Below are 14256 nucleotides of genomic sequence, written 5' to 3'. Positions count from 1 at the left end.
GGGCGTGGCGCCTCGCGACTAGCGCACGACGTCCAGGAGGCCCACGCCGCGCTCCGCCCACTCGGTTCCCGGCGCGGTGCGCAGGTCATCCACGGGAAGCGACAGCGGCTCCCAGACGGTGGCGTTCTGCGGGGGCGGCTTGTTCGTGTTCTGGGTGCGCGCCCGGTAGAGCTGCCCGTCGTGCATCACCAGGGCCCCCGCCGCGTACGTCACCTCGGGCGAGCCGGGCGCCAGGGTGGCGCGGTCCGTCCACATCTCCAACCGCCTCGCGCTCGCCCCCGCGGGCAGCCCCGTGTCGACGAAGTTCAACACGGGCACGGGGCCATTCACGTTGCCGGTGGCCGTCACCGAGCCCACCGTCCCGGTGCCTCCCGTCAGGCCTGAGATGAGCTTGCGCCCGCCCTCCCATCGGTTGTCCTTGAACGTCACGGGCGAAGTGATGGCGCCCGACTTGCCAAAGACGACGCCCGGGTCCGTGGCGTCCGGGTAGACGCTGGCATAGCCAAAGTCGAGCCCTCGGAACGCGTTGCGCTCCCAGAGGAATGTCGCTCCGGCCCCGGAGCTGCCGCCCAGATAGACGCCCAGCGAGAGCGTGTCCGCGAAGGAGTTGTCCGTGAACTCGACGTTCAGCGGCAGGTCTCCGGTCTCCGCCTGCGCGAAGAAGTTGAGCAGGGTGCTCGCGCCGCCCACGAAGACGTTGTGGTGGAAGCGGATGTGGCCGCCTCGCACCTGCGCCTGGGAGTTGTTGTCCTGGTAGCGGTCGAAGGCCGCGCGCCAGTCGATGGCGCCGAAGGCGAAGACGTTGTGGTGCACCTCGGTGCCGTCGCCCAGGTTCTGGATCTGCAAGGACTCCGTCCCCGTGCGCACGAGGCGGTTGTTGTAGACCTTCAGGTTGGAGCCGAGCGGCGTGGGCGCGCCCTGCGTCGAACCGAAGTAGATGGCCTCGCTGGCCGTGTCATGGATGTAGAGGTCGTGAAGCTGAATGTCATCCAGGGGCGGCACCTTCCCGTCGCTCCCCGCGGAGCGGTTGATGCGCAGTCCCGCGAAGCCCGACCGGGTGATCTCCAGGTACTCCAGCTCGAAGGCGTGCGCGCCGCCGATGCCCAGCCCCATGTGGCTGCCGTTCAGGAAGAGGTCATCGCTCAGAATCCCGTAGCGCCCCCGGGACGTCGCGTACGCGCCGCAGCGATGGCCCGGGAAGTTCGCGTCGCCCGTTCCGGAGTCCGGGTCATACCGTCCGGTGAGGATCCAATGGGAGCCGCCGTTGATGGCCCAGATGTAGCCCTGGGTGCTCCCGGGTTCAGGCCGGATGACCACCTGCCCACCCGTGTTGGTGATGACCAGCGGCCTGCTGGCGGACCGCTCCGGCAGGTTGCCCAGGTTGAGGACCGTGTAGCGCCCCGCGCGGATATAGAGCCGGTCCAGCTTGCTCCAGTCCACCTCCGGGAAGCGCGCCTGCACATCTGGGATGTAGAGCTCGCCCGTCGCGCCAGGCGGCGGCAGCGTGAAGGTCGTACCCGGTGCGCCGAAGCGGCCGAAGGCCTCGCACTCCGAGGTGCCACCATCCGCCTGGGATTGGGGGCCACCCCCTTCGGGAGGATCCTCCGAGCAACCGGATGCGAGGCAAACGACGACGCAGAGAAGGCCAAGACTCCGGACCATGGTGGAGACTCCCGGTGGCGTGAGCCCGGCAGCCTACTCCGGCCCTGTTCCCCGCGGCGGCCATCGCGTCGGCCCAGGGGGTGCGTTCCTGGATGACGCGCGCGCGTCGCGCGGTGACGCCAGTCTTTGGCTTGCGCGTCCGTCCTGAAGCCAAGTGGGCGGAATCAGACGCTTTCGGTGGCTGCCAGGGAATGGCACTCGGGTTGCTCATGGGGGGATGACCGGCTCGGCGCTGGTGGGGGGCCACACCTGGATGGGTGCCATGCAATCGCAGACGACGCTGAAGCTCCCGGGGGCGCTCGGGCGCACGTCTTCCGTCCGTCGGCGGGTGGCTTGGGCCGACGCTTCGGAGGAGACGGGGGCGCGGGCGGCGCTCCGGCCCGCGCGGCATGTCGCCATCTCCGCGAGCCATGAGCTGTTCCCGTCGCGAGAAGCGGCGCTGGAGTGCGTCGTCGAGAAGCGCCTCGTGGCCCACCAGCGGATGCGCGACCAGCAGGCGGGCCTCACGCTCCGCGCCCCCGTGCGGCTGGCGGCGACGCGGATGGAGCGGACCCGGGAGGGCGGCATCGATGACCTGAAGTTCCTCTACCCGGTGCTCGACACCGTTCCCGTCATCGCGTTGCCCATCCTCCACTTCGCGACCTGTGGGGTTCAGGTCAGCGTCTACGGATCCGCCGAGGTCGGGCGGGTGGTGGAGGTGATGCGGGACTACCTGCTCGAAGCGCGCGTCATCGACGCCCCCGAGAAGCTGCTCTTCGTCCCGGAGGATCCGAAGCACCTCTCCTTCTTCCACTCCGTGCGGAGCGCCGTGGAGCCGCTGGAGGCGAGGGATGGCGACGCGCTCGTGTGGTGCGCGGGGGACATCGTCCTCGCCTACGACGTCTTCCCCTGGCTGATGGAGCCGGACCTGGACGCGCACCAGCTCATCCTCAACGTGGGCGCGAAGCAGCGGGTGTTTCCGGACGGGACGCCGGAGCTGTTCCTGGGCAACTATTACGAGTCGCTCGTCACCCGCGACGGCCCCGACGGCTCGCGGGTGTTCGACGTCAAGGACCCGAACCTGCTTGTCTTCACGCGCGAGGGATTGCGCGGCCTGTCACGCCTGGATGACCTGCGGAGCGCGAAGGACTCCAGCGTCTACATGGGCGTGTTCCTGAGGACGGCGTGGAGGGCGCTGGCCAGCTCCAGGGCGCTCGCGTGCCTGGGAACCTTGCGCTACGGCCTCAAGCGTCAGCGGGGAACGTTGCGGCCTGGGGAAGGCCTGAGACAGGACCACGCCAGCGAGTTCGCTTCGGCCTTCTTCGATGTCCGCGCGCGGCTGAAGGCGGACACGGTCGACCCGTTCGTCCTCAAGGACTGCGACAACTTCGAGGACCTGTTCGGCTTCTACCGGGGCTTGCTCCAAGGCATCGTCGACGAGGGGGCCACGCGCGAGGAGGGCTATCGCCGGCTCGCGGAGTTCTACCCGCACGCGAAGCACCTGCTGGCCCTCTCGTACCGCCTGCTCCCGCTCTGGGACGAACTGCCGCTGTGGCGTCACTGGCCGGAGCTGATCCGCGACCGCATCTCCACCTGCAACCGGCGCATGACGGAGGCGCTCCAGGCCAGCGACCTGTACGACGGGACGCCGCCCCTCCCCGAGTACTTCGCCGCGGACGGCTCCTTCCAGCACGCCCCTGCTCCAGGGGACGACCTGCCTGGCACTCGCGCCTTCCTGCGTGATGTCTACCTGCCGCGCTTCCATCAGGGCCGCGCGGCCCATGCCAGGGTGCTCGCGGGAGTCCGGCCATGAGCCTGCCCTTGGAAATGGACTCCCCGGCAGGGGACACGCTCGAGGCGCGGCTCGCCGCCTTGGCGTCCGCCCGGGTGCTGGTGGTCGGGGACGTGATGCTGGACCGCTACTGGCATGGCACCGCGTCACGGCTCTCCCCGGAGGCGCCGGTGCCCGTGGTGCGAGTGGAGCGGGACGAATGCCGTCCGGGGGGCGCCGCCAACGTGGCGGTGAACATCGCGGCGCTGGGCGCCCAGGCCACGGTGCTGGGCATCACCGGGGATGACGCCGACGCGGGGGCGCTGGACGAGAGGCTCACGGAGGCCCGGGTGTGTTCGCGCGTGATGCGGACCCCGGGCGTGCGCACCGTCAGCAAGCTGCGCGTCCTGGGCACGCGCCAGCCGATGATCCGCCTGGACTTCGAGGACGGTCTGCCGGGGAGCCACGACGCGCGCTTGCTCGAAGGCTTCGGGCCGCTGCTCGCGGACGCCGGCGCCGTCGTGCTGTCCGACTACGGCAAGGGGACCCTGCGCGATCCTCGGCGCTTCATCCAGGCGGCGCGCGCGGCGGGATGTCCCGTCCTGGTGGCTCCGAAGGGCCGCGACTTCACGCGCTACGCGGGGGCCACGGTGCTCGTCCCCAATCGGAGCGAGTTCGAGGCCGTGGTGGGGCCCTGCGCGGACGACGCCTGCCTCGTCGCACGTGGGCTGGAGTTGCTGCGGACGCTGTCCCTGGAGGCGCTGCTCGTCACGCGGGGCGAGGAGGGCATGACGCTGCTGCGGGACGGCCACCCCGCGCTGCACCTGCGCGCCACCGCGACCGCCGTCCTGGACGTCACCGGCGCGGGCGACACCGTCATCGCGGTCCTGGCGGCGGCGCTCTCCGCGCGAGTGCCCCTGCCGGAGGCGGTCTCCCTCTCCAACGTGGCGGCGGGCCTGGTCGTGGGCCGGAGCGGCACGTGCGCCGCCACGCTTCCGGAGCTGCGGCGGGCGGTGGCCGGACCGCGCGAGCCGAAGCGGGGCGTCGTCACGGAGGACCACCTTCTGGAGCTCGTGCGCGACGCACGCGCGCGGGGGGAGACGGTGGCCCTGACGCTGGGCTGCTTCGACATCCTGCACGCGGGCCATGTCTCCTACCTGGAGCAGATGGCGGGCCTCGCGGACCGGCTGATCATCGCGGTCAACGACGACGCCTCCGTGCGCCGGTTGAAGGGCCCGTCACGGCCGCTCAACCCGCTGGGGCAGCGCATGCGCGTGCTCGCCGGGCTCGCGGCCGTGGACTGGGTGGTGTCCTTCAGCGAGGACACGCCGGAGCGGCTGGTGTGCAGGGTCGTCCCCGACGTCCTGGTGAAGGGCGGCGACTACCGCCCCGAGCAGATCCCCGGTGGGCGCTGTGTCCGCGAAGCGGGGGGACGGGTGCTCGTCCTCGACTACGTCGACGGCTGTTCGACGACGGGGCTGGTGGCCCGCATCCAGGAGCGCAACGGCGCACCGAAGCTCGCGGGGCCGGGGTGAGCCATGGGAGCGAACGCCCTCATCGAGGACATCCGCGCGGACGTGGTCATCCTGGGCGGCGGCATCACGGGGCTCTGGCTGCTGGCGCACCTGCGCGCGCGAGGCTACGCCGCCGTCCTGTGCGAGGCCCGAGCGCTGGGGGCCGGCCAGACGCTCTGCTCGCAGGGCATCATCCACGGGGGCCTGAAGTACGCGCTCGGCGGGGCGCTGTCGGAGGCGAGCCGCGCGCTGACGCACATGCCCGCGCGCTGGCGCGATTGCCTTGAGGGCGCGCGGACGCCGGACCTGCGCGGCGCCCGGCTCCTGTCCGCGCACCAGTACCTGGTCTCGGGCTGGAGGCTGGCGGGCTTCCTCGCCAGCCGGATGCTCCAGGGCCGGGTGAACCGCGTTGACTCCGGACAGGTTCCGGAGCCCTTCGCCGCGGCGCTGGGGCCCTCCGCCCGGGGCGGCGTCTATCAGCTCGACGAGCCCGTGGTGGACGTGAGGTCGGTCCTCGCGGCGCTGGGCCACGCGCACGCGGACGCCCTGCTGGCGGTGGACGCGGATGGGACGCGGCTGCTCCAGGACGCGGGGGACGTCACCGGGCTGGAGGTCCGTGACCGAGAGGGGCGACGGCTGCGGATCCTCGGCGGGCATGTGGTGCTCTGCGCGGGCGCTGGCAACGAGGGACTGGGGCGGATGATTCCTTCGGGCGCCGCTCCGATGCAGCGGCGGCCCCTGTGCATGGTGATGCTGCGCGGCGCGCTGCCGGAGCTGTACGCGCACTGGCTGGGGACGGGCGCCGCTCCTCGCGTCACCGTCACCAGCCACCGCGACGCGCGGGGGACGCCGGTCTGGTACGTGGGCGGCGAACTGGCGGAGTCCGGCGTGGCCCGCGAGCCGGAGGCGCAGGTGCGCCGCGCCCGCGAGGAGCTGTCGCGGCTGGTGCCCGGCGTGGACCTGGCGTCCTGCGCGGGCGCGGTGCTGTCCGTGGACCGGGCGGAGGGACGGCACGCGTCGGGGCAGCGCCCGGATGGCCCGGTGCTCGCGCGGGCGGGGGCCGTGACCCAGGTCTGGCCCACCAAGCTGGCCTTCGCGCCGCTCGTCGCGGAGCAGGTGGAGGCGCGGCTGTCGCTTGGCGGGATGCGGCCCGGCCGCTGCCCCATGCCCTCCACGCAGGGCTGGCCGCGTCCGGCGCTCGCGCCGCTTCCCTGGGACGAGGCGCGGGCATGGTGCTGAAGCCCGCCACCGGACGGCCGTTCGTCCTGCTGGACCGGGACGGCACGCTCATCGAGGAGCGGAACTACCTGCGCGACGTGGAGGCGGTCCGGCTGCTGCCCAACGCCGTCCGCGGCCTGCGCCGGTTCCGGGAGCTGGGGCTGGGCCTGGTCGTCGTCACCAATCAGTCCGGCGTCGCGCGGGGCTACTTCGACATGAAGCGGGTCGACGAGGTCCATGCCCGGGTGGGCGAACTGCTCGCGCGTGAGGGCCTGCACCTGGACGCCACCTATGTTTGCCCCCACCTGCCCGACGCCGGCTGCGCGTGCCGCAAGCCCATGCCGGGGCTGGGGCTCCAGGCGGCGGCGGACCTGGGCATCGACCTCTCCCGCAGCTTCGTGGTGGGGGACAAGCCCGGGGACATCGCCTGGGGCCACCGCCTGGGGGCGATGCCCTTCCTGGTCCGGACGGGCCATGGCGCCAGCGTGGAGCTCGCGCGGCTGCCCCAGCCCAGTCAGGCCGTTGACGACTTGTCGCACGCCGCGGAGCTCGTCCAGCGGCTCATCCACGGAGGTCGCAGATGGAACTGGAGCTGACGCGGGAAGAAGGGGCGGGCCGTATCGACGAGGGCACGCGGCTCGTGAGGCAGCACGTCCTGGGAAGCATCGACGTCAAGCAGCGGCTGCTGGTGAACTGCGAGCGGGAAATCCAGGACGCCGCGGGGCTGCTGTCCCAGGCGCTCCAGTCCGGAGGGAAGCTCCTGCTCTGCGGCAACGGGGGCAGCGCCGCCGACTGCCAGCACCTGGCGGCCGAGTTCGTCAGCGCGCTGAGCCATGACTTCGAGCGGCCGGGGCTCGCGGCCATCGCGCTGACGACGGACACGTCGCTCATCACCGCGCACGCCAACGACTTCGGCTTCGGCCACATCTTCGAGCGGCAGGTGCAGGCGCTGGGACGACCTGGGGACGTGCTCATCGGCATCAGCACCAGCGGCGAGTCCGAGAACGTGGTCCGGGCCTTCCGCTGCGCCCGGCTCCAGGGCTTGCGGACGGTGGCGCTCACGGGCAGCGGCGGAGGCAGGCTCCTGGCCCTCGCGGACGTCTGTGTCCGCGTGCCCAGCACCAACGTGCAGCACGTCCAGGAGTGCCACATCACCATCGCGCACCTGCTGTGCATGCTGGTGGAGAGCGGGATGGTGGCCCAGCCGGTGGCCGCCGCGGGATGGAGCGTGGGCCATGGGAAGTGACGCCCGCGACAGCGGCGTCGAGACGCGCTCGCTCTGGCGCTTCCTCGCGGTGGAGCTCGCGCCCCTCTGGTCGCGCCTGCTGGAGGGGTCGCTCGGCGCTCCAGGCCCGAAGGCGGATGGAGGGCTGGTGTACGGCGTCATCGACGAGCTGCGCGAGCGCACGTCCGCGTTCCTCGCTCACCGCTACCCGGGCCTCCCTCTCAACGAGGAGGGGCTGTCCCGCTGGCCGCCGGAGGGGGACTGCTGCGCGGTGGACCTGGTGGATGGGACGAACAGCCTGCTGCTCGGCGCGCCGCTCTTCGGCCTCCAGTTCGCCACCGTGGTGGGCGGTCGCGTGGAGGAGTCCGTCATCTTCCTGCCCACCGAGGAGCGGCTCGGCGGTTCGGGCCTCCACGTGAGCCGGCGCGGCGCGGGGGCGTATGTGGTGCTGCGCGGAGAGACGGAGCTGCGGCTGCGTGTCTCCGGGGTGCGCGAGCTCGCGAAGGCCTCCATCGCGTTCGACGGGACGACGCCCACGGTGGGCGCGCTCTACCATCCCCCCCTGGTGGCGGCCGTCACGCGGATCCGCAACTTCGGCGCCTTCTGCTGGGCCGGGACACGGCTGGTGCGGGGCGCGCACCTCCCGGTGAGCGTGGATGCCATTGTCGCCATCGGCAACAAGCCCTGGGACCACCTGCCGTCCATCGGACTGGTGGAGGAGGCGGGAGGGCAGGTGACGTGCTTCGACGGGTCGCCCCACTCGCTGAATCACTGCACCGAACTGCTCTTCTCCAACGGGCCCCTTCACGCGGACCTGCTGGGCCACCTGCGCGGCGCGGGGATGTCCCGGAGGGGGACATGAGCGCGGGGCCGGAGGGAGCGCAGGTCACCGTCCTCTGCGGCTGGCCGCTCTCCGGCAAGAGCGAGACGGCCGCGCGGGTGGGCCGGGAGCTGGGCGCCCACGTCGTCGATGTCGACGTGCTGGCCCGCGCGGGCCTCGGGTTGCCGGAGGAGGACTGGTGGACCACCGACGCGGGCCGGCGGCGCAACCTCAACCGGATGGCCATGGCCTATGAGCTGCTTCATCAGGCGGTGCGCATCCACCTGGAGGTCGCTGAGCCGAAGCGCTCGCTCGTCGTCGTCTCCACCTACTCTCGGCCCTCGAGCTGGCGCTTCCTCCAGGCGGTGATGGCGCCGCACCCGGGGGTCCGGTTCAAGGTGCTGTGGTTGCGGCCCGCGGACGACTCCCCGGAGGCGGTGCGGGAGCTGCTGGGCCGCCGCGCGGGCGCTGGCTACTGCGGAGGGTGCACGACGCCCGCCGAGTACTTCGACGTCAAGGCGCGCTTCGTCCCGCCGCCGTTGCCCCACCGGGTGGTCGACACCTGGTTCCGCCACACCCCCGAGGCCTGCGCGCAGCGGGCCCTCGACTACGTCCTCGCGCCCTAGGGAGCCACCATGCTGTTCCACCGCAGGTTCGAACATCGCTACCCGCGCATCATCCGGGGGCAGGGCGCCTACCTCCATGACGACGAGGGCCATGTCTGGCTCGACGCCGTGGGAGGCGCGGGAGTGGCCATCCTGGGACACGGCCTGGAGGAGCTGGCCCTCCAGGCCGCCGAGTCGATGCGCCACGTCAGCTACCTCCACGGCACCCAGTTCACGACGATGGATCTGGAGGCCTATGGCGAGCGGCTGGTCGCGCTGGCCCCGGACAACATCTCCCACGTCCTGCTGATGGGCAGCGGCTCGGACGCGGTGGAGACGGCCATCAAGCTGGCGTACCAGTATTACGCCGGCAAGACGGGCACGCGGCGCAAGCGCAAGGTGATCGCCACCCAGCCCGGCTACCACGGGGCCACCGGCCTCGCGCTGGCGGTGACGGGCAAGCCGAGAGACCGCCTGCTGTTCCAGGGGCTGTTGCACGAGCAGTGTTTCGTCCCCGCGCCGGACGGCTACCGGAGGCCGGAGGAGTCGGGCGAGGCCTGCGCCGAGGCGCTGGAGCGAAAGCTCCTCGAAGAGGGGCCCGAGAACTGTCTGGCCTTCATCGTCGAGCCGGTGATTGGCGCGTCCATGGGCATCGGGGTTCCGCCGCCCGGCTACCTCCAGCGGGTGCGGGAGATCTGCGACCGCCATGACATCGCGCTCATCTTCGACGAGGTGATGTGTGGTTTTGGCCGCTGCGGGGAGTGGTTCGCCTCCTCCCTCTCTGGCGTCAAGCCGGACATCATCATCCAGGGAAAGGGGATGGCGGCCGGGCTGGTTCCCCTGTCCGCGGTCTACGCCAGCCGCACCCTCGTGGAGGGCATCCACCGGGACGGCGGCAACTTCGCTCATGGCTTCACGTTCACGAACCACTCGGTCGCCGCGTCCATCGGCCTCCGGGTGCTGGAGCACGTGGAGCAGCACGGCCTGCTGGCCCGCGTCCGGCGTCAGGGAGAGGCGCTGCGCGAGCGGCTGCGGGAGCTGACCGCGCTCTCGTGGGTGGACGATGTGCGGGGGCTGGGGCTGTTCTGCGGCTTCGAGCTGGTCGCGGACAAGGCCACGCGCCGAGCCTTCCCACGGTCGGCGAAGCTGGCGGAGCGGGTGCTGCAACGGGCCATGGCCCGAGGCGGCAACTTCTACTTCTCCATCGGCTACCTGCCGGACGGCAGCGGTGACTCCATCCTCGCGATGCCACCGTACAACGTCACGGACGCGGAGCTGGACCACCTCGTGGACATCCTGCGCGGCACGCTGATGGACCTGGACCCAGAGGTCCAGGCCCTCGCGTGCGACCGCGCCTAGCGCCGGCGAAGGCACCCATGGACATCCGGACCGACTGTCTTCACTTCAATGGCTACAAGCCTTGTGGGCCCCACAAGGAGCGGGGCGTCCACTGTGGGGGCTGCACGAGCTACCAGCCCGCGACCGGCAACGTGCTCATCATCAAGCTCCAGGCCGCGGGCGAGGTGGTGCGCAACACCCCACTCCTGCGGGCCATCCAGCGCCAGCACCCCGGCGCGCGGATCTTCTGGCTCACGAACCACCCGGAGCTGATTCCCCGGCGCGAGGTCTTCAAGGTCCTCCGCTTCGACCTGGCCGGCACGCTGACGGTGATGGACTTGAAGTTCGACCTCCTGCTGTCCCTGGACAAGGACGTGGAGGCCTGCGCGCTGGCGAACCGGGTCGACGCCCGGGTCAAGAAGGGCTTCACGCAGAAGGATGGCGTCATCCTCCCGTTCGACGAAGACAGCCAGCGCAAGTGGCGCACGGGGGTGTTCGACGACCTGATGAAGGCCAACCGGAAGCACTATGTCGAAGAGCTCTTCGAGATCTGCGGCTACACCTTCCAGGAAGAGGAATACCTCCTGCCGGAGTTCGAGGTCCCCTCGGTGCCGCTGGCTCCCGGCAAGCAGGTGGTGATGCTCAACACGGGCGCTGGCAGCCAGTGGAAGCCGCGCCTCTACTCGCCGGCCCGTTGGACGGAGCTGGCCCTGCGTCTGAAGGACTCCGGCCGCGAGGTCGTGCTGGTGGGCGGGCCGGAGGAGCATGCGCGCAACGAGGAGATCTCCGCGGCGGCGGGCGTCCATTACTTCGGCGTCCAGCCCTTCGCCGGGTTCATCGGCCTGCTGAGCCTCGCGGACGTGGTGGTCACGTCGGTGACGTTCGCGTTCCACGCGGCCGTGGGGCTGCGCAAGCGCATCGTCCTGTTGAACAACACCTTCAACAAACATGAGTTCTACATGTACGGGCGCGGCACGGTGCTGGAGCCGGAGGTGCCATGTCTGATGTGTTACAAGCAGGACTTCGACGCGCGCTGCGCCCAGCGTGACTGTATGGATTTGATCTCCCCGGAGCGCATCCTCCGCGCGGTGGGTGAGGTCTGAGCCTGGACGCCACCGGCCCGCACGAGGAGGTGGAGGTCGCCATCGTCGGTGCGGGCGTGGGCGGGTGCTACCTGGGCTATCGCCTCACGCATGACGGCTCACCTCGGCTCCGGGGCCGGGTGGGGCTCTACGAAGCCTCCGGCCGCGTGGGTGGGCGGCTCTGGTCCGTGGAGCTTCCGGGACTGCCGGGGGGCCACGCCGAGCTGGGTGGGATGCGCTTCCATGATCAGCTCCACCTCGTGTCCGACCTCATCCAGCACCTGGGACTGGGCGCGCAGGTGGAGGACTTCCACTTCGGGCAGCCGGAGAACTTCACCTACGTGCGTGGCGGCCGCTTCCGGCAGCGCGAGCTGACGGCGGAAGCGCTCGCGAAGCACCCCGGCGTGCTGCCCTACCGCCTGCGTCCATCGGAGCAGGGACGGGGGATCGCGGAGCTGGAGGCGTGGGGGGTGGAGGCCGCGCTGCCGGGGTTCGGGTCCCTTCGCTCGCGCTACCACGCCGCCTTCGATGCGGGGCGGTGGGACGAGGCTGGGGCGCTCGCGGAGGAGTATGCGCGAAGCAAGGACGGGGCCCTGCTGGACGGCGCACGGCTGCACGAGCAGTCATGGTGGAGCCTGTTGACCCTGGTGCTGGGCCAGGAAGCCATCCAACTCCTCCAGGACACCGGCGGCTACGATGGGCTGGCGGCGAATGGCAACGCCTCCGACTGGCTGGACGTCCTCTTCCATGCGCCGGTGTCTGGGCGCTACCGGTGCCTCACCGGGGGCTTCGACACGCTGCCTCGCGCGCTTCACGAGCGCTTCCTCTCGGCGGGAGGGACCACCCGGCCGCGACATCTCCTCCGACGCATCGATCGGAGCACCGCGCCGGAGGGGGGCAGGGCCTACGTGCTCCACTTCGAGTGTCCTGACCGCGATGGGCAGTCACCGCGCTGGCGCCGGGTGCGGGCCCGGGCGGTGATGCTGGCCCTCCCACAACACGCCCTGGCTCGCCTGGACCCTGAAACCTTCCTGCTCCAGGACCCCGGGGTGCGCCACGGCCTGGAGAGCGTGCGTGGGGTGTCGGCCGTGAAGCTGTTCCTCGCGTATCCCTTTCCCTGGTGGGAGCGGATGGGCGTCACGAAGGGGCGCAGCACGACCGACCTACCGCTTCGTCAGCTCTGGTACTGGCGTGGAACGACGCCGGAGTCGTCCGGCCCCGGGCTGCTGCTCGCGGCCTACGCCAGCGGAACGGACGCGGAGTACTGGAGCAGCCTGCGCTCGGGCGAGCCCTTCCCCGATGCACCCGGTGGCTCCGGCCCGATCCAACTCCCCAACGTAGCGCCCGCCAGCCGGCGCATGGTGGCGCGAGCCCACGCGATGTTGCTGGAGCTCCACGGCGTCGAGGATGCGCCGCTGCCCATCGCCGCCCGCTGTCAGGACTGGTCCACGTCACCGCATGGCGCGGCATGGCACGTGTGGCGGGAGCACGCCGTCTCGCGCGAGGTCATCCCCGCCATGCGGCGACCCCTCGCGGACGAGGAGGTCTTCATTGTCAGCGATTGCTGGTCGCACGACCCGGGCTCGGTCCACGGCTCGCTGGGTGCGGCGGAGTGCACCCTGCAAGACCACCTGGGGCTGGCGTGGCCGTCCTGGTTGCGCCGCGAGGGAACCCGCCTGGGGCCTCGCGACCTGAAAGCCAGACACCTTCCAGAAGGAGGAACACCATGGCGTTGAGCGTTCCCGCAGGATACGAGCCCCTCCACGCGCGGAGCCTTCCGGGCTACCTCGCGGGCCTTCCTCCGCTCGCGGCGAGGCTGGGAGGGCGTCCGGAGGACTGGCGGGTCCACGAGGCGAGCGATGGAAACGTGAACCAGGTGTTCCGGGTCCACGGCCCGTCTGGCGACGTGTGCGTCAAGCAATCGCTGCCCTACGTTCGACTGGTAGGCGAGTCCTGGCCGCTCGCGCTGGAGCGCATCGACTTCGAACACCTTGCCCTGCTCGAGCATGGACGGCACACGGGGCGGCGCGTCCCGGAGGTGCTGCACCATGACCCGCGCTTGTTCCTCATCGTCGTGGAGTGCCTGACGCCGCACATCATCCTGCGTGAGGGGATGACGCGCGGCATTCGCTACCCTCGCTTCGCCGGGCAGGTGGCGGACTACCTGGCGCGGTCGCTGTTCTTCACCTCCAGCCTCGCGCTGTCAGCGGAGGAGAAGAAGGGGCAGGTGGCGGCGTTCTGCGCGAACACCGCCATGTGCCGCATCATGGAGGACATGGTGTTCACCGAGCCGTATCAGGTGCACCCGCGCAACAGCTGGACCTCGCCCGCGCTGGACGGACTGGCCGCGGAGCTGCGCGCGGACGTGCCGCTGAAGCTCGCGGCGTTCCGACTGAAGCGCCACTACCTGGACACCGCCGAAGCCCTCATCCACGGCGACCTCCACACCGGCTCCATCATGGTGACCCAGGAGGACACGCGGATCATCGACCAGGAGTTCGCCTTCTGTGGGCCCATGGCCTTCGACGTGGGCTCGCTCCTCGCCCACCTGCTGCTCGGCTTCTTCAGCCAGGAGGGGCACTCCACCGCCCGCGAGCCCCGAGAGGACTACGCGGAGTGGGTGCTGGAGGCGGTGGAGGCGCTGTGGTCCTCCTTCCATGACACCTTCCTCCAGCTGTGGGACGCGCACGGACTCGGCGCCGGTGACCCGGCCGTGCTGCTCACCACGGAGGCGGAGCGCTCGGCGCTCTTGCAGGAGCGGCGGGCCTTCCTCCAACGGCTGTTGGAACAGAGCATGGCGTACGCCGGTGCGGAGCTGTTGCGCCGCGTCTTCGGACTGGCGCACACCCTGGACCTGGAGCGCATCGCGGACCTGGAGCGCCGCGCCGCTTGTGAAGCACGCTGTGTCCAGTTGGGCCGGAGCCTGCTCGTCGAAACCGGTCGCTTCCGCACCCTCTTCGACGTGACGGCGGCGGCCCGGGCGCTGGTGGCGCGTCCTCGGCGCGAACAGGTGGCGTGAGGCGCGGCGCATCCCGGAGGCTC

12 protein-coding genes are annotated in these 14256 nt (G+C 71.0%); 11 read left to right on the top strand and 1 reads right to left on the bottom strand.

Translation table 11 applies throughout. The annotated features are described in order from the left end of the window. Positions 1–18 precede the first annotated feature (18 nt). Entirely contained in the window at positions 19–1662 is a 1644-nt protein-coding gene (locus GTY96_RS07540; protein WP_143899420.1) for a carbohydrate-binding protein, read from the bottom strand. A gap of 262 nt (positions 1663–1924) precedes the next feature. Here GTY96_RS07540 and GTY96_RS07535 point away from each other — a divergent pair, with 262 nt between their 5' ends. From GTY96_RS07535 to mtnK, 11 genes are read left to right on the top strand one after another with little or no spacing between them, the layout of a single operon-like run. Next, complete coding sequence (locus GTY96_RS07535) at positions 1925–3454, top strand: hypothetical protein (RefSeq protein ID WP_161664313.1); 1530 nt, start codon at positions 1925–1927, stop codon at positions 3452–3454. Then, positions 3451–4947 (top strand): bifunctional D-glycero-beta-D-manno-heptose-7-phosphate kinase/D-glycero-beta-D-manno-heptose 1-phosphate adenylyltransferase HldE, encoded by a 1497-nt coding sequence (gene hldE / locus GTY96_RS07530; RefSeq protein ID WP_201755911.1) that lies wholly within the window; start codon positions 3451–3453, stop codon positions 4945–4947. Before GTY96_RS07535 ends, hldE begins: the two co-directional genes overlap by 4 nt. Before the next feature lie 3 nt (positions 4948–4950). Then, complete coding sequence (locus GTY96_RS07525) at positions 4951–6165, top strand: FAD-dependent oxidoreductase (RefSeq protein ID WP_161664312.1); 1215 nt, start codon at positions 4951–4953, stop codon at positions 6163–6165. After that, the gene (locus GTY96_RS07520; RefSeq protein WP_161664311.1) at positions 6156–6740 is read left to right on the top strand and encodes a D-glycero-alpha-D-manno-heptose-1,7-bisphosphate 7-phosphatase; all 585 of its coding nucleotides are present in this window, start codon (positions 6156–6158) and stop codon (positions 6738–6740) included. Before GTY96_RS07525 ends, GTY96_RS07520 begins: the two co-directional genes overlap by 10 nt. Further along, a complete protein-coding gene (locus GTY96_RS07515) occupies positions 6725–7390 on the top strand; it encodes a D-sedoheptulose-7-phosphate isomerase (RefSeq protein ID WP_186001817.1) in 666 nt (221 codons plus the stop codon). The genes GTY96_RS07520 and GTY96_RS07515 overlap by 16 nt, the downstream gene beginning before the upstream one ends. Further along, positions 7380–8231 carry an inositol monophosphatase family protein gene (locus GTY96_RS07510; protein WP_161664310.1) on the top strand — a complete coding sequence of 284 codons (852 nt, stop codon included), beginning with the start codon at positions 7380–7382 and terminating at the stop codon, positions 8229–8231. The genes GTY96_RS07515 and GTY96_RS07510 overlap by 11 nt, the downstream gene beginning before the upstream one ends. Next, positions 8228–8815, top strand: coding sequence for an AAA family ATPase (locus tag GTY96_RS07505; protein ID WP_161664309.1), 588 nt, complete (start codon positions 8228–8230; stop codon positions 8813–8815). Before GTY96_RS07510 ends, GTY96_RS07505 begins: the two co-directional genes overlap by 4 nt. 9 nt (positions 8816–8824) lie before the next feature. After that, entirely contained in the window at positions 8825–10153 is a 1329-nt protein-coding gene (locus tag GTY96_RS07500) for an aminotransferase family protein (RefSeq protein WP_161664308.1), read from the top strand. A 17-nt stretch (positions 10154–10170) separates the two neighbouring features. Beyond that, the gene (locus GTY96_RS07495) at positions 10171–11235 is read left to right on the top strand and encodes a glycosyltransferase family 9 protein (RefSeq protein WP_143899413.1); all 1065 of its coding nucleotides are present in this window, start codon (positions 10171–10173) and stop codon (positions 11233–11235) included. A gap of 29 nt (positions 11236–11264) precedes the next feature. Continuing rightward, positions 11265–12950: a flavin monoamine oxidase family protein gene (locus tag GTY96_RS07490; RefSeq protein WP_161664307.1), complete on the top strand. Its 1686-nt coding sequence runs from the start codon at positions 11265–11267 to the stop codon at positions 12948–12950. Beyond that, positions 12941–14233 (top strand): S-methyl-5-thioribose kinase, encoded by a 1293-nt coding sequence (mtnK, locus tag GTY96_RS07485; RefSeq protein ID WP_161664306.1) that lies wholly within the window; start codon positions 12941–12943, stop codon positions 14231–14233. Before GTY96_RS07490 ends, mtnK begins: the two co-directional genes overlap by 10 nt. The last annotated feature ends 23 nt before the right edge of the window (positions 14234–14256 follow it).

The organism is Corallococcus silvisoli (genome assembly GCF_009909145.1).
GTDB classification, from domain to species: Bacteria; Myxococcota; Myxococcia; order Myxococcales; family Myxococcaceae; genus Corallococcus; species Corallococcus silvisoli.
This window is presented reverse-complemented; position numbering and strand designations above follow the sequence as displayed.